22 protein-coding genes are annotated in these 20,346 nt (G+C 59.9%); 12 read left to right on the forward strand and 10 right to left on the reverse strand.

Going from position 1 to position 20,346, the window contains the following annotated elements; translation table 11 throughout:
• Nucleotides 1-39: 39 nt before the first annotated feature.
• A complete protein-coding gene (gene prpB, locus GV819_RS02875) occupies nucleotides 40-933 on the reverse strand; it encodes a methylisocitrate lyase (RefSeq protein WP_161753314.1) in 894 nt (297 codons plus the stop codon).
• Entirely contained in the window at nucleotides 930-1,652 is a 723-nt protein-coding gene (locus GV819_RS02880) for a GntR family transcriptional regulator (protein WP_161753316.1), read from the reverse strand. The genes prpB and GV819_RS02880 overlap by 4 nt, the downstream gene beginning before the upstream one ends.
• Nucleotides 1,653-1,922: 270 nt before the next feature.
• Here GV819_RS02880 and GV819_RS02885 point away from each other — a divergent pair, with 270 nt between their 5' ends.
• From GV819_RS02885 to pabB, 4 genes are all read left to right on the forward strand, one after another.
• Nucleotides 1,923-2,459, forward strand: coding sequence for an ATP-dependent zinc protease family protein (locus GV819_RS02885; RefSeq protein ID WP_161753318.1), 537 nt, complete (start codon nucleotides 1,923-1,925; stop codon nucleotides 2,457-2,459).
• 5 nt (nucleotides 2,460-2,464) lie between these two features.
• Nucleotides 2,465-3,997 (forward strand): inactive transglutaminase family protein, encoded by a 1,533-nt coding sequence (locus GV819_RS02890; protein WP_161753321.1) that lies wholly within the window; start codon nucleotides 2,465-2,467, stop codon nucleotides 3,995-3,997.
• Nucleotides 3,997-4,983, forward strand: a complete 987-nt coding sequence (locus tag GV819_RS02895) for an alpha-L-glutamate ligase-like protein (RefSeq protein WP_161753323.1) — start codon at nucleotides 3,997-3,999, stop codon at nucleotides 4,981-4,983. The genes GV819_RS02890 and GV819_RS02895 overlap by 1 nt, the downstream gene beginning before the upstream one ends.
• A 184-nt stretch (nucleotides 4,984-5,167) precedes the next feature.
• Nucleotides 5,168-6,511, forward strand: a complete 1,344-nt coding sequence (pabB, locus tag GV819_RS02900; protein ID WP_161753884.1) for an aminodeoxychorismate synthase component I — start codon at nucleotides 5,168-5,170, stop codon at nucleotides 6,509-6,511.
• A 144-nt stretch (nucleotides 6,512-6,655) separates the two neighbouring features.
• Here pabB and thrH read toward each other — a convergent pair whose 3' ends face one another.
• Entirely contained in the window at nucleotides 6,656-7,273 is a 618-nt protein-coding gene (gene thrH / locus GV819_RS02905) for a bifunctional phosphoserine phosphatase/homoserine phosphotransferase ThrH (protein WP_161753325.1), read from the reverse strand.
• A gap of 175 nt (nucleotides 7,274-7,448) precedes the next feature.
• On the opposite strand from thrH, the gene GV819_RS02910 reads away from it, so the two are divergent.
• The 3 genes from GV819_RS02910 (at nucleotide 7,449) to GV819_RS02920 (ending at nucleotide 11,031) form a co-directional block, all read left to right on the forward strand.
• Nucleotides 7,449-8,183: a phosphoadenylyl-sulfate reductase gene (locus GV819_RS02910; protein WP_161753327.1), complete on the forward strand. Its 735-nt coding sequence runs from the start codon at nucleotides 7,449-7,451 to the stop codon at nucleotides 8,181-8,183.
• 511 nt (nucleotides 8,184-8,694) lie between these two features.
• Nucleotides 8,695-10,242, forward strand: coding sequence for an NCS1 family nucleobase:cation symporter-1 (locus GV819_RS02915; RefSeq protein ID WP_161753329.1), 1,548 nt, complete (start codon nucleotides 8,695-8,697; stop codon nucleotides 10,240-10,242).
• 60 nt (nucleotides 10,243-10,302) lie between these two features.
• Nucleotides 10,303-11,031 (forward strand): aspartate/glutamate racemase family protein, encoded by a 729-nt coding sequence (locus tag GV819_RS02920; protein WP_161753331.1) that lies wholly within the window; start codon nucleotides 10,303-10,305, stop codon nucleotides 11,029-11,031.
• Nucleotides 11,032-11,070: 39 nt separating this feature from the next.
• Here the strand turns inward: GV819_RS02920 and GV819_RS02925 are convergent, their stop codons facing one another.
• Nucleotides 11,071-11,994 carry a LysR family transcriptional regulator gene (locus tag GV819_RS02925; RefSeq protein WP_161753333.1) on the reverse strand — a complete coding sequence of 308 codons (924 nt, stop codon included), beginning with the start codon at nucleotides 11,992-11,994 and terminating at the stop codon, nucleotides 11,071-11,073.
• A gap of 126 nt (nucleotides 11,995-12,120) precedes the next feature.
• Between GV819_RS02925 and GV819_RS02930 the strand changes: the two genes are divergently transcribed.
• Nucleotides 12,121-12,867 carry a 3-oxoacyl-ACP reductase family protein gene (locus GV819_RS02930; RefSeq protein ID WP_161753335.1) on the forward strand — a complete coding sequence of 249 codons (747 nt, stop codon included), beginning with the start codon at nucleotides 12,121-12,123 and terminating at the stop codon, nucleotides 12,865-12,867.
• A gap of 73 nt (nucleotides 12,868-12,940) precedes the next feature.
• Here the strand turns inward: GV819_RS02930 and GV819_RS02935 are convergent, their stop codons facing one another.
• The 6 genes from GV819_RS02935 to GV819_RS02955 form a co-directional block, all read right to left on the reverse strand.
• Nucleotides 12,941-13,639 (reverse strand): HAD-IA family hydrolase, encoded by a 699-nt coding sequence (locus GV819_RS02935; protein WP_161753337.1) that lies wholly within the window; start codon nucleotides 13,637-13,639, stop codon nucleotides 12,941-12,943.
• A gap of 148 nt (nucleotides 13,640-13,787) precedes the next feature.
• The gene (locus tag GV819_RS32905) at nucleotides 13,788-13,958 is read right to left on the reverse strand and encodes a hypothetical protein (protein WP_178125924.1); all 171 of its coding nucleotides are present in this window, start codon (nucleotides 13,956-13,958) and stop codon (nucleotides 13,788-13,790) included.
• Nucleotides 13,959-14,067: 109 nt separating this feature from the next.
• Nucleotides 14,068-14,433: a glycine zipper domain-containing protein gene (locus tag GV819_RS02940; protein WP_015634733.1), complete on the reverse strand. Its 366-nt coding sequence runs from the start codon at nucleotides 14,431-14,433 to the stop codon at nucleotides 14,068-14,070.
• Nucleotides 14,434-14,832: 399 nt separating this feature from the next.
• Nucleotides 14,833-15,273, reverse strand: a complete 441-nt coding sequence (locus tag GV819_RS02945; protein ID WP_161753339.1) for a hypothetical protein — start codon at nucleotides 15,271-15,273, stop codon at nucleotides 14,833-14,835.
• A gap of 523 nt (nucleotides 15,274-15,796) precedes the next feature.
• Entirely contained in the window at nucleotides 15,797-15,988 is a 192-nt protein-coding gene (locus tag GV819_RS02950) for a hypothetical protein (protein WP_161753341.1), read from the reverse strand.
• A gap of 165 nt (nucleotides 15,989-16,153) precedes the next feature.
• The gene (locus GV819_RS02955) at nucleotides 16,154-16,381 is read right to left on the reverse strand and encodes a DUF2388 domain-containing protein (protein WP_306108849.1); all 228 of its coding nucleotides are present in this window, start codon (nucleotides 16,379-16,381) and stop codon (nucleotides 16,154-16,156) included.
• 630 nt (nucleotides 16,382-17,011) lie between these two features.
• Between GV819_RS02955 and GV819_RS02960 the strand changes: the two genes are divergently transcribed.
• From GV819_RS02960 to GV819_RS33085, 4 genes are all read left to right on the forward strand, one after another.
• A complete protein-coding gene (locus GV819_RS02960; RefSeq protein ID WP_161753343.1) occupies nucleotides 17,012-17,248 on the forward strand; it encodes a hypothetical protein in 237 nt (78 codons plus the stop codon).
• A gap of 512 nt (nucleotides 17,249-17,760) precedes the next feature.
• Nucleotides 17,761-19,500: a SulP family inorganic anion transporter gene (locus tag GV819_RS02965; protein ID WP_161753345.1), complete on the forward strand. Its 1,740-nt coding sequence runs from the start codon at nucleotides 17,761-17,763 to the stop codon at nucleotides 19,498-19,500.
• Between the two features lie 54 nt (nucleotides 19,501-19,554).
• Nucleotides 19,555-19,944, forward strand: a complete 390-nt coding sequence (locus GV819_RS33080; protein ID WP_256667329.1) for an amino acid permease — start codon at nucleotides 19,555-19,557, stop codon at nucleotides 19,942-19,944.
• Nucleotides 19,908-20,141: a hypothetical protein gene (locus GV819_RS33085; RefSeq protein WP_256667331.1), complete on the forward strand. Its 234-nt coding sequence runs from the start codon at nucleotides 19,908-19,910 to the stop codon at nucleotides 20,139-20,141. The genes GV819_RS33080 and GV819_RS33085 overlap by 37 nt, the downstream gene beginning before the upstream one ends.
• Nucleotides 20,142-20,346: the final 205 nt, after the last annotated feature.

Raw genomic sequence — 20,346 nt, forward strand, 5'->3', positions numbered from 1 at the left:
TGTGGCAACTTCATCAACGGTCAGGTCGTGGTTCGCGGATCAGCCTTTCTTCTGTGCGAACAATGCATCGAGCTTCTGCTCAAAGCTGTGGTAGTCGATGCGCTCGTACAGTTCCATGCGGGTCTGCATGGTGTCGATCACGTTCTGCTGGGTGCCGTCACGACGAATCGCGGTGTAGACGTTTTCTGCCGCCTTGTTCATCGCACGGAACGCCGACAGCGGGTACAGCACCAGGGAAACATCCACAGATTTCAACTGTTCGGTGGTGTACAGCGGGGTGGCGCCGAACTCGGTGATGTTGGCCAGAATCGGTGCCTTCACCCGATCGGCGAAGATCTTGTACATCTCCAGTTCAGTGATGGCTTCCGGGAACACCATGTCGGCGCCGGCCTCGATGCACGCCGCGGCGCGTTCCAGGGCCGACTCCAGGCCTTCCACCGCCAGGGCGTCGGTACGCGCCATGATCACGAAGCTGTCGTCGGTACGGGCATCCACCGCAGCCTTGATGCGGTCGACCATTTCCTGCTGGGACACGATCTCTTTATTGGGCCGATGACCGCAGCGCTTGGCGCCCACCTGGTCTTCAATGTGAATCGCCGCGGCGCCGAACTTGATCATCGACTTGACGGTGCGTGCCACGTTGAACGCCGAGGAACCAAAGCCGGTGTCCACGTCCACCAGCAAGGGCAGGTCGCAGACGTCGGTGATGCGGCGTACGTCGGTGAGGACGTCATCGAGGCCGGTGATACCCAGGTCAGGCACGCCGAGGGAACCGGCGGCGACCCCGCCACCGGAGAGGTAGATCGCCTTGAAACCGGCGCGTTTGGCCAGCAGGGCATGGTTGGCGTTGATCGCGCCGACCACTTGCAGTGGCTGTTCGCTGGCGACCGCATCGCGGAAACGCTGACCTGGAGTGCTTTTGTTGAAACTCATGACTCACCTCGTGGAGTGGCTGTCTGATGGGCGCTGTCCTGATAGTGACGCGCGATGTTGCGTTTCGAAGCGCCGATGTGGCGGCGCATCAACAACTCGGCCAGTTCGCCGTCGCGATCGGCAATGGCGTCGAGAATCCGGTGGTGTTCGGCAAAGGCCTGGCGCGGGCGATTGGGGGTCGCGGAGAACTGGATGCGGTACATGCGCACCAACTGATACAACTCGCCGCAGAGCATTTGCGTGAGGGTGCGGTTGCCGGCGCCCTGGATGATCCGGTAGTGGAAGTCGAAATCCCCTTCCTGCTGGTAATAGCCGACGCCAGCCTGAAACGCCGCGTCCCGCTCATGGGTATCCAGCACCTGGCGCAGCTCGTCGATTTCCTCGGCCGTCATGCGCTCCGCTGCCAAGCGACAGGCCATGCCTTCCAGGGATTCGCGGATTTCGTAGAGTTCGATCAGCTCGGCATGGCTCAGTGAGACCACCCGGGCACCGACATGGGGCACTCGCACCAGCAGGCGCTGGCCTTCCAGGCGGTGGATGGCCTCGCGCAGCGGACCCCGGCTGATGCCGTAGGTGCGGGCCAGTTCCGGCTCGGAGATCTTGCTGCCCGGGGCGATCTCGCCCTTGACGATGGCGGCCTGGATACGCCGAAAGACGTTTTCAGACAAGGTTTCCGAATCGTCCTGCACCGGCATCGGGTGTTCGAGTTGATCCAGCATATTGTCGACACCTTTAAAATCAATGAGGCAAAAATTAGCCAATAGCCCCATAACAGTCAAAGGAAAAATGCAGATTGTCGACAATCGTCTAATAGGCTCTTGCACCAAGATGCAACAAAAGGCCCGTTCCCGACGCTGGCGCCATAAAACCAGCATGCTAGAATGCCGCCCGCATCGGCCTGTCATCTTTTTATGGCAAGCACACGAGGGAGCTTGCGCAGCAGTGCCGGTCGCCTTGAACTGAAGAACCCATGTCATGCATCAGGATCTATGAGACTCAAGGCACTCCCCCCTCTGCTCTGCCTGCTGGCCCTGCCCGGCATCAGCATCGCCGCCGGCAAGACCGTGTACGGATTGAATGAATACGCGCGCCTGTCGGGCATCGACCTGGAGGTCGCCGCCAAACTCGACACCGGCGCCAAGACCGCTTCCTTGAGTGCCCGCGACATCAAGCGCTTCAAGCGCAATGGCGAATCCTGGGTGCGTTTCTACCTGGCCATCGACACCGCCCATTCCCACCCCATCGAACGGCCTCTGGCCCGGGTCAGCAAAATCAAGCGCCGCGCCGGCGACTATGACCCCGATGAGGACAAGAACTACACCGCACGGCCTGTGATCGCCCTGGATGTCTGCATGGGCAGCGCTTTACGCAGCATCGAAGTGAACTTGACCGACCGCAGCGCATTCCAATACCCGCTCCTGATTGGCTCCGAGGCTCTGAAACGCTTCGATGCGCTGGTCGACCCCAGTCTTAAATACGCTGCTGGCAAACCCGCCTGCGCCACCGACGCTCATACCGCAGAGTAATTCCAATGCGCTCTCTTACCCTTCATCTGAAAGTCCTGATCGCGATCCTGGTGGTGCTGGGCATTTCGATCACGGCCTATCAGATTTTCGTGCTCGGCATTCCGGTGACTGAAGACGCCACCGACGATCTGTGGAACATCGATGCCAAGGTCGAGTTCGTCGCCAACGGCAAGGACCCGATCAAGATCCAGATGTTCGTGCCACCCCTGAGCCGCGACTATGTGAGCCTCAACGAGAGCTTCATTTCCAATAACTACGGGGTCGCGGTGAACCGCGTCGACGGCAACCGCAAGGTCACTTGGTCGGCACGCCGAGCCAAGGGCAACCAGACCCTGTACTACCGCCTGGTACTGACCAAGCGCTACAGCGCCGAGAAATCCAAGGTCAAGGGCCCGACATTCCGCGACAGCATGGCCGTGGAAGGCCCGGAAAAAATTGCCGCCGACGCCCTGCTGGCGCCGATCCGCCAGCACTCGGCAGACGTCGAGACCTTCATCAGCGAGGCCATCAAGCGGGTCAACAACAGCAGCGACGACAATGCCAAGCTGCTGCTGGCCGGAGATACCTCCAGCGCCAACAAGGCCAAGATCGTCGAGTTGCTGCTGTCCATTGCCCACGTACCAATGGAAAAGGTCCACACCATCCGCCTGGTGGCCGACCAGCCGCAAACCCCGGAACTCTGGCTGCGCAGCTTCAACGGCACCGACTGGTTGTACTTCAACCCGGAAACCGGTGAACGGGGCATGCCCAGCGACCGCCTGCTGTGGTGGACCGGTGACGACAACCTGATCAGCGTCGATGGCGGCAAGAAAGCCAACGTCACCTTCAGCCTCAACAACAGCGAAATGAACGCCATTCGCCTGGCCAAGCTGACCGACGAGAACACCGACGCCAACTTCCTCGAATACTCGCTGTATGGCCTGCCGCTGCAGACCCAGCAGACCTTCATGATCATGGTGATGATCCCGATTGGCGTACTGGTGATCCTGGTGCTGCGCAACCTGATCGGCCTGCAGACCCTGGGGACCTTTACCCCGGTACTGATCGCCCTGGCCTTTCGCGAGACGCAGCTGGGCTTCGGCATCGTGCTGTTTACCGTGATTACCGCCCTGGGCCTGTCGCTGCGCTCCTACCTTGAGCACCTCAAGCTGCAAATGCTGCCGCGACTCTCGGTGGTGCTGACCTTCGTCGTGGTGCTGATCGCCGCCATCAGCCTGTTCAGCCACAAGCTGGGCCTGGAACGCGGCCTGTCGGTGGCGCTGTTCCCGATGGTGATCCTGACCATGACCATCGAACGCCTGTCCATTACCTGGGAAGAGCGCGGCGGCGGCCATGCGATGAAAGTCGCCATCGGCACCCTGTTCGCCGCCTCCCTGGCACACCTGATCATGAGCGTGCCGGAGCTTACGTACTTCGTCTTCACCTTCCCGGCGATACTGCTGATCCTGGTGGGCTTCATGCTGGCGATGGGTCGCTACCGCGGCTACCGCCTGACGGAACTGGTGCGTTTCAAAGCCTTCCTCAAGGCTGACTCCTGATGTTCGGCCTGTGGAAGACCTGGAAAGCCCTGGAAGCGCGAGGAATCATGGGCATCAACCGGCGTAATGCCGACTACGTGCTCAAGTACAACAAGCGCAGCCTGTACCCCATCGTCGATGACAAGATCATCACCAAGGAGCGGGCGATCAAGGCCGGCATCCATGTGCCGGAACTGTACGGGGTGATCTCCACCGAGAAGGAAATCGACAAGCTCGGCGAGATCATCGGCGAGCGCAACGACTTCGTGATCAAGCCGGCCCAGGGCGCCGGCGGTGACGGCATCATTGTGATTGCCGACCGCTTCGAGGGCCGTTATCGCACGGTGTCGGGCAAGATCATCAGCCACGAGGAAATCGAGCACCATATTTCCAGCATCCTCACCGGCCTGTACTCCCTGGGCGGCCACCGCGACCGGGCGCTGATCGAGTACCGGGTGACCCCGGACCAGATCTTCAAGAGCATCAGCTACGAAGGCGTGCCGGACATCCGCATCATCGTGCTCATGGGCTACCCGGTGATGGCCATGCTGCGCCTGCCGACCCGCCAATCCGGGGGCAAGGCCAACCTGCACCAGGGCGCCATCGGCGTCGGCGTCGACCTGGCCACCGGCCTGACCCTGCGCGGCACCTGGCTGAACAACATCATTACCAAGCACCCGGACACCACCAATGCCGTGGACGGTGTGCAACTGCCCTACTGGGACGGTTTCATGAAGCTGGCGGCCGGCTGCCACGAACTCTGCGGCCTGGGCTACATCGGCGTGGACATGGTGCTGGACCAAGACAAAGGCCCGCTGATTCTCGAGCTCAACGCCCGGCCGGGGCTGAACATCCAGATCGCCAACGATTGCGGTCTGACCCTTCGCACCCATGCCATCGAAGCCCACCTGGAACAACTCAAGGCCCGTGGCATCGTGGAAACCGTTGAACAACGGGTGCGTTTCGCCCAAGAGCTGTTCGGCCACATCCCTGCCGTCGAAGGCTGATACCTGTAGCCGCTGGCTCGGACCACGTTCGGACGATCAAATCCGCAGCAGGTACCGCTCTAGCGGACCTTGTCCGAGCCAGCGACAGCAGCTACAGGTCAATCAATACGTCGCATCCCTCTAGGAGCAACTCCAGCAGAGGATTACAATCGCCAGCCGCGCTCCGATGGCTGATCTGCCCCGCATGTTGACCTGTTCCGTACACCCGCTTCCCTATCGCGCCAACCCCGCCGAGTATTTCGCGGCCATCGAACACGCCCCCGGCGCCGTGCTGCTGGACAGTGGCCGACCCAGCGCCGAGCGGGGCCGGTATGACTTGCTCAGTGCCTGGCCCCTGGCGGAACTGACGGTGGCCGCCGACGAAAACGGTAGCGGATTCCTGCAGCGCCTGCGGGACAACCTGACGCTGCTGGGCCAGGCGCAAGTGCCCGCACCTTATGAACTGCCCTTCGCCGGCGGCCTGATCGGCTACCTCAGTTATGACTTCGGTCGTCATCTGGAGCGCCTGCCGAGCCAGGCCCGGGACGATCTGCAACTGCCCGACGCACGCTTTGGCCTGTATGCCTGGGCACTGATCAACGACCACCAAGCGGGCACCAGCCAACTGCTGTTCCACCCCCACCTGGAGGCAGCCGAGCGCCAGCGGCTGATTGAGCTGTTCAGCCAGCCGCCGGCAACCACGACGGGCTCGTTCAAGCTGAGCGGCCCCATGCTTGCCGACCTGACGGCCGACGACTACCGCCAGGCGTTCCAGCGCATCCAGCACTACATCCAGGCTGGCGACTGCTATCAGGTGAACTTCGCCCAGCGTTTTCGCGGCCAGTACCAAGGTGATCCCTGGGTCGCCTACTGCGCCTTGCGCGCCGCCTGCCCAACACCCTTTTCGGGCTTCCAGCGCCTGCCGGACGGCGGCGCGGTGCTCAGCCTGTCACCGGAGCGCTTCGTTCACCTCAGCCAGGGGCAGGTGGAAACCCGGCCGATCAAGGGCACCCGTCCTCGCGGCCAGGACGCCGTCGAAGACGCGGCCAATGCCGCCGAGCTGTTGGCCAGCCCCAAGGACCGGGCGGAAAACCTGATGATCGTCGACCTGTTGCGCAATGACCTGGGACGCACCTGTCGTACCGGCTCGGTACGAGTGCCGGAGCTGTTCAGCCTGGAGAGCTACCCCAACGTGCACCACCTGGTGAGTAGCGTCACCGGTGAGCTGGCGGACGATAAGGACGCCCTGGACCTGATCGCCGGCAGCTTTCCCGGCGGCTCGATCACCGGCGCACCGAAAATCCGCTCGATGCAGATCATCGACGAGCTGGAACCCACCAGGCGGGCGCTGTATTGCGGCTCCTTGCTGTACCTGGACGTACGCGGGGAAATGGACAGCTCGATTGCCATTCGCAGCCTGCTGGCCAAGGACGGGCAAATCTGCTGCTGGGGCGGCGGCGGGATTGTTGCGGACTCGGACTGGCAGGAGGAGTACCAGGAATCCATCACCAAGGTGCGGGTGTTGCTGGAAACCCTGCAGGGGCTTTAGGGCCTCTTCGCCGGCAAGCCGGCTCCTACAAGAGCACGTCGTTCACCAGCCCGTAGGAGCTGGCTTGCCAGCGAAGGCGTCGGCAGGATTTGCGCAAAATCCAAGGACCCCTTCGCCGGCAAGCCGGCTCCTACGAGAACGGCTTTACAGGCTCAGGGGGCGATTGGAAGCCTTGATGAATTCCTGCTTCAGTTCGGCAAAGCTGTGCACCGCCGGGAACTGCGGGAATTCGCGGATCACGTTGTCCGGCGCATGGAACAGGATGCCGGCATCGGCTTCGCCGAGCATCGTCGTGTCGTTGTAGGAATCCCCCGCCGCAATCACCCGGTAGTACAGGCTCTTGAAGGCCAGCACCGACTGGCGCTTGGGGTCCTTCTGGCGCAGCTGATAGCCAGTCACCCGGCCGCCGTCATCGGTGATCAGGCGGTGGCACAACAGAGTCGGGAAACCCAACTGGCGCATCAAGGGCTGGGAGAATTCATAGAAGGTGTCGGAAAGGATCACCACCTGGAAACGCTCCCGCAGCCAGTTGACGAACTCCACCGCACCATCGAGAGGCTTGAGGGTGGCGATCACTTCCTGGATGTCCGAGAGCTTCAGGCCGTGCTCGTCGAGAATCCGCAAGCGCTGCTGCATCAGTACGTCGTAGTCGGGAATATCCCGGGTGGTTGCCTTGAGGGATTCAATCCCGGTTTTTTCGGCAAAGGCGATCCAGATTTCCGGGACCAGCACACCTTCCAGATCGAGACAGGCAATTTCCACAAGACACTCCCATTGGTTCTGATTATTTAAATTGAGCGAGTAAAAGGACTGCCGAACTCTAGCGATTCGCCCCCGCAGGCGCAACGCAGACGAGCGCGCCAGGGCCCCATGGATTTTGCTAAGATCGCTCCCCTATAGAGCGCACAGCGCCACCGACTTGTAGGAAACCGCCCTGATGAGCCAACCATTCGACGTCGTTGAACTTGCCACGACCTATGCCAACAAGTCCGCCCAGGACATCCTCAAGCTGGCCTTCGCCCAGTTTGGCGATGACTTGTGGATCTCCTTTAGCGGCGCCGAGGACGTGGTGCTGGTGGACATGGCCTGGAAGCTGAACAAGAACGTCAAAGTGTTCAGCCTCGACACCGGTCGCCTGCATCCGGAAACCTATCGCTTCATCGATCAGGTGCGCGAACACTACAAGATCGACATCGAACTGATCTCGCCGGACCACAGCAAGCTCGAACCTTTCGTCAAGGAAAAAGGCCTGTTCAGCTTCTATAAGGACGGCCATGGCGAATGCTGCGGCATCCGCAAGATCGAGCCGCTGCGGCGCAAGCTGTCCACCGTCCGCGCCTGGGCCACCGGCCAGCGCCGAGACCAGAGCCCGGGCACCCGCAGCCAGGTGGCGGCGCTGGAAATCGACAGCGCCTTTTCCACCCCGGAACGCCCTCTTTACAAGTTCAACCCGCTGGCACAGATGAGCAGCGAAGAGATCTGGGGCTACATCCGCATGCTCGAGCTGCCGTACAACAGCCTGCACGAACGCGGCTTCATCAGCATCGGTTGCGAACCCTGCACCCGTCCGGTGCTGCCGAACCAGCACGAGCGTGAAGGCCGTTGGTGGTGGGAGGAAGCCACCCAGAAGGAATGCGGCCTGCACGCCGGCAACATCATCAGCAAAGCCTGACCCCTCCCCCGGCAAGAACCGGCTTGCCAGCGCAAGGCCCTTGGGCCTTGCGCTGTCCATGCGCACGCCTGCGCAATCGACAAATGTGTACACAATAACCTCACCAAAAGTGCCATTTTTGTGTGCACTTCAAATAATTGTCGCCCCAAAAAGTTACACGCCTTTCGACCGTCGATATCCGCACGGCACACTCTTTCGTCTGGTGAAAAATAAATACCTGTTCAATCTGTCAATTTTTAATTTCTGTATTTCAGCAAGTTATGAACAATCAATAACAAAGCAAAATCAGTAAGCGGTTTTATAGTTTCAGAACTGGCATAGAAGTGGCTTTAGTGAACTTATGTTTTGTATACAAAATCAATCAAAACATACATACACTTAATGTCCGCATGCCTGATTCCTCGATTCAAGCTGCAGATGCCCCGAACCCAGTGATTCCCACCTGCGACGAAGATTGTCGAGCCTGCGCTCAAGCACAGTCATCCAGGGAAAGAGTCAGGAGCCTGCCGGAATGCACACCAGCTCTTCGAAAAAAATCGCCCTGGATCTGCCCGCCACGCTGCATTCGCACACCGTTCAACAGCCCCTCGCCGGAACCCATCCGGACCGCATCACGCTCAGCCCGCGCCTGCACAACCGCGACCTGGCACCCACCAAAATCGAGGGCCGTCGCTGGGGCCGCTACAGCATCTTCGCCCTATGGACCAACGACGTGCACAACATCGCCAACTACTCCTTTGCCATTGGCCTGTATGCCCTGGGCCTGGGTGGCTGGCAGATTCTCCTGTCGCTGGGGATAGGTGCAGCGCTGGTGTACTGCTTCATGAACCTGTCGGGCTACATGGGCCAGAAGACCGGGGTGCCGTTCCCGGTGATCAGCCGCATCAGTTTCGGCATCCATGGCGCGCAGATTCCGGCGCTGATCCGGGCGGTGATTGCCATCGCCTGGTTCGGCATCCAGACCTATCTGGCCTCGGTGGTGTTTCGCGTGCTGCTTACGGCGATCCATCCGGGTTTCGCCGACTATGACCACAATTCGATCCTCGGCCTGTCGACCCTGGGCTGGGCCTGCTTCGTGGTGATCTGGCTGGTGCAGCTGGCAATCCTCGCCTACGGCATGGAGATGATCCGGCGCTACGAAGCCTTCGCCGGGCCGATCATCCTGCTGACGGTCGCCTGCCTCGCCGCCTGGATGTACACCCAGGCCGACGGACGGATCGCCTGGTCGATCCGCGAGCCACTGACGGGAGGCGAAATGTGGCGGCAGATCTTCGCCGGCGGCGCTCTGTGGCTGGCGATCTACGGCACTCTGATTCTCAACTTCTGCGACTTCTCCCGCTCCTCGCCGTGCCGCAAGACCATCAGGGTCGGCAACTTCTGGGGCCTGCCAGTAAACATCCTGGTGTTCGCCAGCATCACCGTGCTGCTGTGCGGCGCGCAGTTCCAGATCAACGGACGGATCATCGAAAGCCCTACGCAAATCATCGCCTCGATCCCCAACACGCTGTTCCTGGTCCTTGGCTGCCTGGCCTTCCTGATCGTCACTGTGGCGGTGAACATCATGGCCAACTTCGTCGCCCCGGCCTTTGTCCTCAGCAACCTGGCGCCCAAGTACCTGAACTTCCGCCGCGCCGGCCTGATCAGTGCCGCCATCGCGGTGCTGATCCTGCCGTGGAATCTCTACAACAGCCCACTGGTGATCGTGTACTTCCTGTCCGGTCTCGGCGCGCTGCTGGGCCCGCTGTACGGGGTGATCATGGTGGACTACTGGCTCCTGCGCAAAACCCAGGTCGACGTCCCACAGCTGTACAGCGAAGATCCGCAAGGTGCCTATTTCTACAGCCGCGGAGTCAATCTGCGGGCGGTAGCGGCGTTTATTCCGGCGGCGCTGATCGCCATTGTCCAGGCCCTGATGCCAGGCTTTGCCAGTGTCTCGCCATTTTCCTGGCTGATCGGCGCCGGTATCGCCGGCCTGCTGTACCTGATCATCGCCAAGCGCCACCCCGAGTACGCGGATGTCAGCGGCGAATCGATCGCTGTGGACAACGTCAGTCATTGATTGAATTTGAACGGCCCGGTTACCCCGGGCCTTGAATGATCCAACCGGCAAGGAACCCTCATGCGAATTCTCGTGGTCAACGTCAACACCACCGACAGCATCACCCAGGCCATCGCCCGGCAGGCACAAAGCGTGGCGGCACCCGGCACCGAGATTGTCGGCCTGACCCCCTATTTCGGCGCCGAATCGGTGGAAGGCAACTTCGAAAGCTATCTGGCGGCCATCGCCGTGATGGATCGGGTACTGGCCTACGACCAGCCCTACGACGCGGTGATCCAGGCCGGTTATGGCGAACACGGTCGTGAAGGCTTGCAGGAATTGCTCAACGTACCGGTGGTGGACATCACCGATGCCGCCGCCAGCACCGCGATGTTCCTCGGCCACGCCTACTCGGTGGTGACCACTTTGGATCGCACCGTGCCGCTGATCGAAGATCGACTGAAACTTTCCGGTCTGTATGAGCGCTGCGCCTCGGTGCGGGCCAGCGGCCTGGCGGTGCTGGAGCTGGAAGAGGATCCGCTGCGCGCAGTAGCGTCCATCGTGCGCCAGGCCGAGTTGGCGGTGACCGAGGACAAGGCGGAAGTCATCTGCCTGGGTTGTGGCGGCATGGCCGGGCTGGATGAACAGATCCGCCAGCGCACCGGGGTGCCAGTGGTGGACGGGGTGACCGCAGCAGTGACCATCGCCGAATCCCTGGTGCGCCTGGGATTGTCGACCTCGAAGGTGCGGACCTATGCACCGCCGCGGACCAAGAAAGTGCTTGGCTGGCCGCTGCGCCTGGGGCGCTGAGGCCCACGGCGGCGCCCGGGCTCAGCGGCAAACCGACGACTACAGGGCGCTGAAGGCTTGGGCCAAGCCCTGTTCGGCGAACTGCTCGATGACGAAATCGACAAAGGCCCGGGTCTTGCCCGGCAGCATCTTGTGCTCGGCGTAATAGATTGAGGTGAAGCCATCATCCACGTACCAATCCGGCAGGACTCGTTGCAGCGCTCCGGAGCGCAGGTAATTGACCGCAAACGGCATGCTCACCAAGGCCAGGCCCAGCCCCTGGGCCGCAGCGATGCAGGCCGCCTCCGAATCGCTCATGGTCATGCTGGCCTTGAGCTCCAATGGCCGCATATCCCCCGCCCGCCCAGTCATCTGCCAGGTGCGGATGCGCCCGGTTTGCGGTGAACGGATAAGGATCCCACGACAATGCCGCAGGTCCTCGGGCTCGCGAACTGGCGCGCGCTCCCTGAGATAGGCTGCACTCGCCACCAGCACCCGATGAGCAGGTGACAGTCGGCGAGCGACCACTCCTTGCGGCAATTCGAAACCGCCGCCGATGGCGGCATCGAAACCCTGGCCGATCAGGTCCACCTGGCGATTGTCGAAATGCCAGTCCGGGTGAATATCCGGGTAACGCTGCAGAAAAGCGCCAAGCATGGGCACGATGTACAACCCTCCAAAGACCGTGCCCATGCTGACCTTGAGTGTTCCCGCCGGGCGCCCCTGAGCATCGGACAAGGTACTCACGGCATTCTGGATGGTCTGCAGGCTGTCGGCGACTTCAGCAAGAAACACTCGCCCAGCCTCGGTCAAGGTCAGGCGCCGGGTACTGCGCTGGAACAACCTGACGCCCACTCGGGTTTCCAGCTTGGCCACACTCTTGCCCACTGCCGCCGGGGTCAAGCCGAGGCGGCGGGCGGCCTCGGCAAAACTGCCAACTTCAGCACTGCGGACAAAACACTCGATACTGCTGAAGGCTTCCATAAACGCCGACTCTAAACTTTTGGTTTACACAGAGTATAGGAATTACCCGCTACACAGAGGTTAATCAGCGGTCGATACTCGACCCCATGCACAAGGCAACCCGGCCTTGAAGCTCTGGAGAGATACATGAACAAGCACACCCTCAGCGGCAAAGTGGCCTTGATCCAAGGCGGTTCCCGCGGTATCGGCGCAGCCATCGTCGAACGCCTGGCGGCCGAAGGCGCCAGCGTCGCTTTCACCTACGTCAGTTCGGCAAGCAAGGCGCAGGAGCTCCAGGAGCGCATCATCGCCAAGGGTGGCAAAGCTCTGGCGATCCACGCCGACAGCGCCGATGCCGAGGCCATTCGCAACGCCGTGAACAGCACCGTCAAAACCTTCGGACGCCTCGATATCCTGGTGAACAACGCCGGCTTCCTGGCCGTCGCACCGCTGGACGAGTTCAAGCTGGAAGACTTCGACCAGACCCTGGCCGTCAACGTCCGCAGTGTGTTCATCGCCACTCAGGAAGCTGCGCGACACATGGGCGAAGGTGGACGCATCATCAACATCGGCAGCGCCAACGCCGATCGCATGCCCTTCGCCGGTGGCGGTCCCTATGCCATGAGCAAAGCTGCGCTGGTAGGCCTGACCAAGGGCCTGGCGCGGGACCTGGGCCCACGGGGCATCACCATCAACAACGTCCAGCCTGGCCCGGTGGACACCGACATGAACCCGGCCGACAGCGATTTCGCCGAAAGCCTGATGGATTTCATGGCCGTCCGTCGTTATGGACGAGTTGAAGAGATTGCCGGTTTCGTTGCCTATCTGGCCGGCCCTGAAGCCGCCTACATCACCGGTGCCAGCCTGACCATCGACGGCGGTTTCAGCGCCTGAGCCGCTGCCGGGATAAAAAAGCCGGACCCGGTCTCATCACCGGGTCCGGCTGGTTTACAGCAGGCGCTCAAGGTTAATCAGGCCAGTCCAGCCTCGGCAGGCCACAAGCCGCCGGCTGAAAAGCCATCAACGAACGCAAGATCGCATCGGCATGAGCAAACTTGGTATCCGCCATGGCCGGATCGGGTATCGCAATCGCGCTCATGCCAGCCGCCTTGGCCGCAGTCACACCGAAGGGAGAGTCTTCGAACACCAGGCACTCCTCAGGCGCGACCCCCAAGCGACGGGCGGCAGTGAGGAAGATATCCGGCGCCGGCTTGGCTGCGGTCACTTCCGGATCGTCTGCGGTAACGATGGTGTCGAACAGCGCGAACCATTCGCCATGCCGGGTGGTTTTCTCAGTAAAGGACATCTGCGACGAGCTGGTACCCACCGCAATGGGGATACGGTGCGCCTTCAAGTGCCGGACCAACTGCTGCGCCCCGGGCATCGCCTGGGCCCGCGGGAAACGCTCGCGCATCAAGGGCTCGCGCATGACCAGGAACTCCTCGGCGCTGATCGGCAAGTCCAGGGCCTGCACCACGTACTGCGCCAGATCAGCGGCACCGCGGCCGATGATGTGCTGCTTGATGCTCCAGTCGTAGGTACGCCCGTAACGCTCGGCGATCATTTGAGTGATCTCGGTGTAGATGCCCTCGGTGTCCAGGAGCAAGCCATCCATGTCGAAAATAACGGCCTTGATCGGCGCCAAATCGTTCAACTGTGCATTCATCGCATCGGATCCGTTAGCAAAAATACATTCCAGGGAGCGGCCCAGGTACGGCCCGTTTTCGCGGTGAGTCAGCAATTAAAGGATTCAGCAGCATAGCGGCGAGGCGAGGCCAGGAGCAACCAAGGGGCAGGCAGATACGGTTCAGGAGTCAAACCGGACCGAGCGACTCGCTGTCGCCCTCTTGCGGCGCCTGCTGCTCCTCCAGCAGTGGCACTCGCGCATCATCCATCAAGGACCCTGGGTCTTCATTCCCCGGGTCGTTGATATTCGACAGATCCTCCGGATCTTGCTCTTCATCGCCTGGGATTTCACGGTGCATGCTCGCCTCCTGGGTCTACGGGACAGGCCCACTGGAGTATGGCTCCGCCCCCACAAGGCGCGCACAAAAAACCCGGCACCAGGCCGGGTTTGCCAACGTCACGCGACGATCAATGACGCTTCTTGTGACCCATGCTGCTACCCAGAGCACCGCCCGCCGCGCCGCCGATACCGGCGCCCACGGTGGAGCCGGTGCTGCCACCCAGGCGATTGCCGATCAGCGAACCACCGGCTGAACCCAACCCACCACCAATCGCCGCTTTGGCTCGGCTGCCCTTGCGCGCGCCAGCCGCACTGCCCGCAGCCCCGGCAACACCCGCGCCGATAGCCGCCCCGGTGCTACCACCGAGCTTCTGCCCGACCACGTTACCCAGCGCGCCGCCGAGACCGCCGCCAATAGCCGCGGTGCCATCACCGGCCATTGCACCCTGAGCCAGCAAAAGGCCCACAACCAGGGCAGGTAGAGTTAAACGCATGACTTGAACCTCAAGAAAAGATTGTCGAACTGACATGAAAGCCCAGCGCCGCAACGCCCGATATGGACTGTCACAGCGACACTCGGTTACTTACCGGTGGCTTGGACCGCTGATTTTAAAAGAGTTTTATCATCGCGCAAAAAAAAGCCCGCTGGGGAACGGGCTAGGGGTATTGCTTTTTAACGGATGGCTTGAGCGTACTCAGGCAGATGTGAAGATTATGTGAAAAGAATCGGCACATGGGAGCAACACAAGCCGATCCCGAATTCCACCAATCCCGAGGCATCTTCAGCTCACCTTACCGAAGATGTTCAGACCGAATCGGTTGCAGGCAGCCCCTTGGAAGGTGGCTCCTGCATCAACCCGATATCCACCTCAGACGCTCGAGCGCAGCAGCAATTAACGAATGCTGCGGATGTTGCCTTTATTACCTTTGACCGTGACGGAAACTTTCTTGAAGACGAAGTAGTTTTCTTCGCTCACTTCATAACGCGGAGCAACGATCAGGTCGGCACCCGAAGATTTGACCGCCTTGAAGGCCGCAGCGGACTTGACCGAGCTGACCGGGTCGAAGCCCAGGCCACCCAGAGCACCACCGCCGTCACCGCCGTAAGCCACACCGTCAGTAAACTGGCTGTCACCACCGAACTGCAGGAAGCCAAACAGGATGTTGACCGACGACTGGCCCGAAATCGCTTCACCCACTGCCACGTCTGCCTTCAGGTCGGCTTTGACCTGGCTGTCGATGGGCGAAGACGGTTGGCTGATGTTATAGCTGGTGCAACCTGTGGCTGCGGCTACAAGAGTGGACAGTGCGAGGAGCTTGAAAATGGCTTTCACGTTTATTTCCTTATCGCTTTTCATATAAAGGCATCATCGCTGGATGCGCAGCCCCGCTTTAATCGGGATAAAGAACATATCTTCAGTTATCACCAATTGAGATAAGAAAATTCCGAAAAATATAAAAGAACATTCTTAATCCATCCATTTCATTGGCAAAAAACAATTAATACGGCTACTCAAAATCAATAAAAAACCAATACGCAAACAACAGCTAGAAAAACGCTTACATCAACCAGCATTTCCAGTGAGCCTGGCTACTGCGCAAAAATATTTCCTGCCACCAAAACAGTACAAAACAGCTCATGAAGTGCTCTTCGACAAAACGTTCCAGAGTCGATCCAGGCAAAGCGCACGCTTGAAAAACCCACCCCTGTCGCCGACAGAGCCTGCCGCCAACACCTTAATATTCTCGAACTATTGGCGCTCTCGGATTAACGCCTGGACTTTCATAAACAACGCTCATTGATAATCTCCAGGCAATAAAAAGCCCCGCATAAAGCGGGGCTCTCAGAACTCAATTTTACTTTCTCTTCGGCAATGCGCTGGGAAAGAACATCGTATTACTGGCTACCGGCACCGTCGCAGTTTTTTTCTTGCTGACGATACCGCCAGGAGATTTAACTTCGGCTTCAAATGCGGCTTGGCCACAGCGCACCAAATTGTTGATTGGAAACTCATCCCCATTGTCTTCGATATAGGCAAGACCCCTCATATCCCAGCTCCCTTCAGCCACCGACGCGTACCGGCAAGCTCCTGGTTGCCTGAGAAATACGCGTCGTCATGGCGATTCAGACTAGACGGTCACTTATCGACCTGCCGTCCAGAAACAGCCGATGCCGACAGGCGGCTACAAGTCGGTGCTCAAGGCTGATCCACATCAACGGTGCGCGCTGAGGTAGTGCTGCAACAGCAAATCCCAAGGCAAGACAGCGAGGGCTTGCGCCAGCTGCATTTGATTCATCTCAGGCGCGACATCCATCGAGCGACAGGCACACAGCGCCTGCTCGAACTGCGTGCCACGGTTCTCAGCAGCGGAACCAATGAAGGCCAGTGCATCACCTTTGGCCGCACAAAAAACTTCGCCAGGACTCAAGTCGGCCTGCAAGGTGGCGAAGTCGGTCAGCCCGTCACTCCGGCCACCATTATCGTGGCCTGACCCAGAGGGTTCTTGCTCTCACCCGCCAGGACCTGCAGGCGCGGCCATCGAACGGCTGTATCTTGCCGCTGTTTCGTCCTCCGCCCACCAACCTTTACCGCCAAAGCCAGGCTCAAGTGCCCTCGACAACAAAGAATGTGCTGAAGGCAACAAAGATGACTCCGCTCAAAAAAATGGCACAACCTCTGCTGTGTGCCAGACAGCCAACAAGCTGGATAGCGAAGGGAAATTCGTCCATACCGAATAGCGTGCTTACCGCAGAACATCTGCCACTCCTTACGGACATAGGACTGGAGATAACCTGAAAATTGACAATGGATCAGCCGCTCTTTTAAACCGTCAGCGGGCAAGAAAAAAATCCGCTGCCAGAACACCTGACTGCAACCCATCGGCCTTAGCTCAAGTACTGGCTTCCACCTCGGCCACCCCGCCTGCAGCAAAAGCCCCAACAACCAATCCCCCCTTCCAGCCTCAGGTCAGTGTCGGCAACTATCGAAACGATCGGGTCAATATCGCCAGAGCGGATGGTGCCGAGGCCGAAAACTGCTGGGCTTCACTACCCAAAGCCCCTTCCAGCCATTGATCGACATTTCCAATTGGCCTGCGGTCAGCGACTCCGTCATCGGGGAGGCACAAACTCCGGAATCGATGAAGTACTTTGCACAAATCAACGCATCATCGATGAAAGAAGGTACGGCACTCGTACAAACGGCAAGAGCCAAGGGCACTCCCGCAGCAGAAATACTGGATAAAGTCCTGGCGCTTAATAGTCAACTGCCTTCGCGTGTCAAAGACACGGCCAACATCTTCTACTGAAGCGACCCACTGAAAACGACCCTGGCGTCATCACAATGCTGCAGTGCGCCTTCAATCTTTCAGGCCAGTTCCTTCGTACCGCCATAGACTTTTTTAACCCTCTAACACGACAAAACCCTGATCTTCTCCAAGAAACTCAGAGGTTTTGCTTGTATCGAATATGGCGGTGAAGGAGACTGCCGACGACTTAGTGCCCGACGATACCCAGCGGGGTATACCACTCCTAGATAATTCAAGGACTGTATCCCGAGTTCATCCACTTGCTCCCACATTCATTGAGAGGAGCAAGTGGTGGAAAAACTCTTTGGGCCAACAACCTCTGGTGATTGAGTTTCCTTGGGACGCCAATTATAAAGCGGACCATAAACCTGACTCTAGTTGTCAACTAATCCCTGACTACTACAATCCTGTTGCAATGGATGCAAAGAAAAATCAGTCTATTTATCTCACACTAGGGCGCGACTATTTCACCCACGACGCCCCTCTCCGTCAGCGCATCGTAAAGGCCTCTCATGTCACTTGCCCGCTGGTTGCCAGGTTTGGCCAACCTCCTGCAGTACCGCCGCGAATGGTTCAGGTACGACCTTATGGCCGGACTCTCGGTCGCAGCCATTCAGATTCCCATTGCCATCGCCTACGTGCAGATCATCGGGCTCCCTCCGCAGTACGGCTTGTATGCCTGCATTTTGCCGATGATCGTCTATGCATTGGTGGGAAGCTCGCGGCAGTTGATGGTAGGACCTGATGCGGCCACCTGCGCGATGGTGGCCGGAGCGATCGCCCCCCTGGCGTTGGGCGACCCCGAGCGTCTGGCGCAGTTGGCGGTGATCGTTACCGTGCTGGTCGGCCTGATGCTGATCGGTGCTGGCGTCGCGCGCCTGGGGTTTATTGCGAGCTTTTTCTCGCGCCCTATTCTGATCGGCTACCTGAATGGAATCGGCTTGAGCCTACTGGCCGGGCAACTGGACAAGGTGCTGGGTTATAAAATCGAAGGCGATGGTTTCATTCTCAGCCTGCTGAACATGCTGCAGCGGCTCGGAGAAACGCACTTGCCGACCCTCGCCGTCGGGGCCAGCGCCCTGGCACTGTTGATCTGGCTGCCGCAGCGCTTCGCCAAGCTCCCTGCCGCACTGGTGACGGTGGCCGTCGCCACGCTGTGCGTCGGGCTCCTGGGTCTGGATCGCTACGGGATTTCCGTGCTCGGCTCGGTACCGTCAGGCATTCCCCAATTGGCCTGGCCCGAAACCAATCTGGCAGAAATGAAAAGCCTGTTGCGCGATGCACTGGGTATCGCCACGGTGAGTTTTTGCAGTGCGATGCTGACCGCACGCAGCTTCGCCGCCAAGAACGGTTACTCGATCAATGCCAACCACGAATTCCTTGCGCTGGGCGTGTCCAATATTGCTGCCGGGGTTTCCCAGGGCTTCGCCATCAGCGGCGCCGACTCGCGTACCGCGGTGAACAACATGGTCGGCGGCAAGAGCCAACTGGTAGGGATTGTCGCTGCCCTGGTGATTGCACTCATCCTGATGTTCTTCACCGCACCCATGGCCTGGATTCCTCAGGCGGCACTGGGAGCCGTGCTGTTAATGGCTGGCTGGAGCCTGATCGACATCAAGGCGATGCAGGCCATCCGCAAGCTCAGCCGTTTCGAATTCTGGCTGTGCGTGCTGACCACCGTCGGCGTACTCGGCGCTGGCGTGCTGCCGGGCATTATCATCGCGGTGACACTGGCGATCCTGCGCCTGCTCAAAAGCACCTATCAACCTACCGACGCGGTACTTGGCTGGGTGCGTGGAATTGAAGGCCAAGTGGATATCAGCCAGTACAAAGAGGCGCGCACGCTACCGGGGCTGGTGGTTTATCGCTTCGATGACGCCATCCTGTTTTTCAATGCAGACTACTTCAAGTCACGCATCCTGGAGGCTATCGAGCGAGACCCTGCACCCCGTGCAGTGCTGTTCGTCGCCGAGGCGGTAACCTCAATCGACGTTAGCGGCATCGCCGCACTCAGGGAGGTGCGCGACACTCTCCGCGCCCGAGGGATCGAACTGAGTATCGCCCGAGCCCGTGGGAAGTTTCTGCGGATGCTGGTGCGCTCAGGGCTGGCACGCGAGATGGAGCAAAAGTTGTTGTTCGGCTCAGTACGCGAGGGCATTCGTGCTTACCGGATCTGGCGCAACAAAGTCAGCGGCAGGTCGGCACGCCTGCCTAAGCCCGAGGCCAAGGGTGATGCTGTCCGCGTCATTTGAGCGGACGTTGGCGCGCGCACCCAGCATGAACTGGCGTAGATGTAGAATCCGACCATGGCTCATGGCAATGCCGCGGTAGTCGGCCCCAGGGCAGCGATCCTGGTCAACATCGGCCTGATCATCTGGGTGGGCTGGGCGCTGCTGGCCTGGACAATGCTGGTGGTGGAGATGCTCTATCTGGCCAGTTGCGGTGACAATCACACTGCCCCGGCGCAGCTCAGCCGCATCAATGCGGTGGAAACTCCCGTGCCAGCGCTCTGGCTGACCAACACACTGATTTCGATGCTGTTCCTGCTCGCCTTCCTCAATGCCTCGAGCTACAACGCCCTGATCCGGCCGGCCACCTCAATGGCACTGCCTGCTAGCTGGCCGCACGCCATTCGCGGGCCGTCCCGGCATCGCTGGCAATGGCCTCCTTGGGAACCATCTACGACGTCTGGCTGATCTACGCCGCCGGGCTGGAATACCTGCTGCTGTCGATGATTTTCTACGCGCCGGAGCTCGATGGCTTCATGTACGCCCACCGCCAGCGCGGCCCGCCATCATTCGGCAACACCACCGAACGCGTCATCGGCCTGCTGGTGCTGGCCCTTGCATTAGTCACGCTATGGATAATCAGCAGAGGCCGACTGAGCCTCTAGCTCAGTACTTGAGCCTATGTGCCAACGTCGTCGAGCTGAGCGACTGACGCTAGCAGTGGGTTAGCCAAGTACGGGCAGTCGTCCTTGACCCAGCCATACCGGAGGTCTCTCGAGCCACTGATTGATGCTCGCCGTCAGTTGCACCTGAGGCTCTGGCGCTACCTCATTCGCCAGAACATAGACAGACCCCGAAGGTACAACTGTA

Origin of the sequence: Pseudomonas sp. Fl5BN2, assembly GCF_009908205.1 — a bacterium.
Lineage (GTDB): Bacteria > Pseudomonadota > Gammaproteobacteria > Pseudomonadales > Pseudomonadaceae > Aquipseudomonas.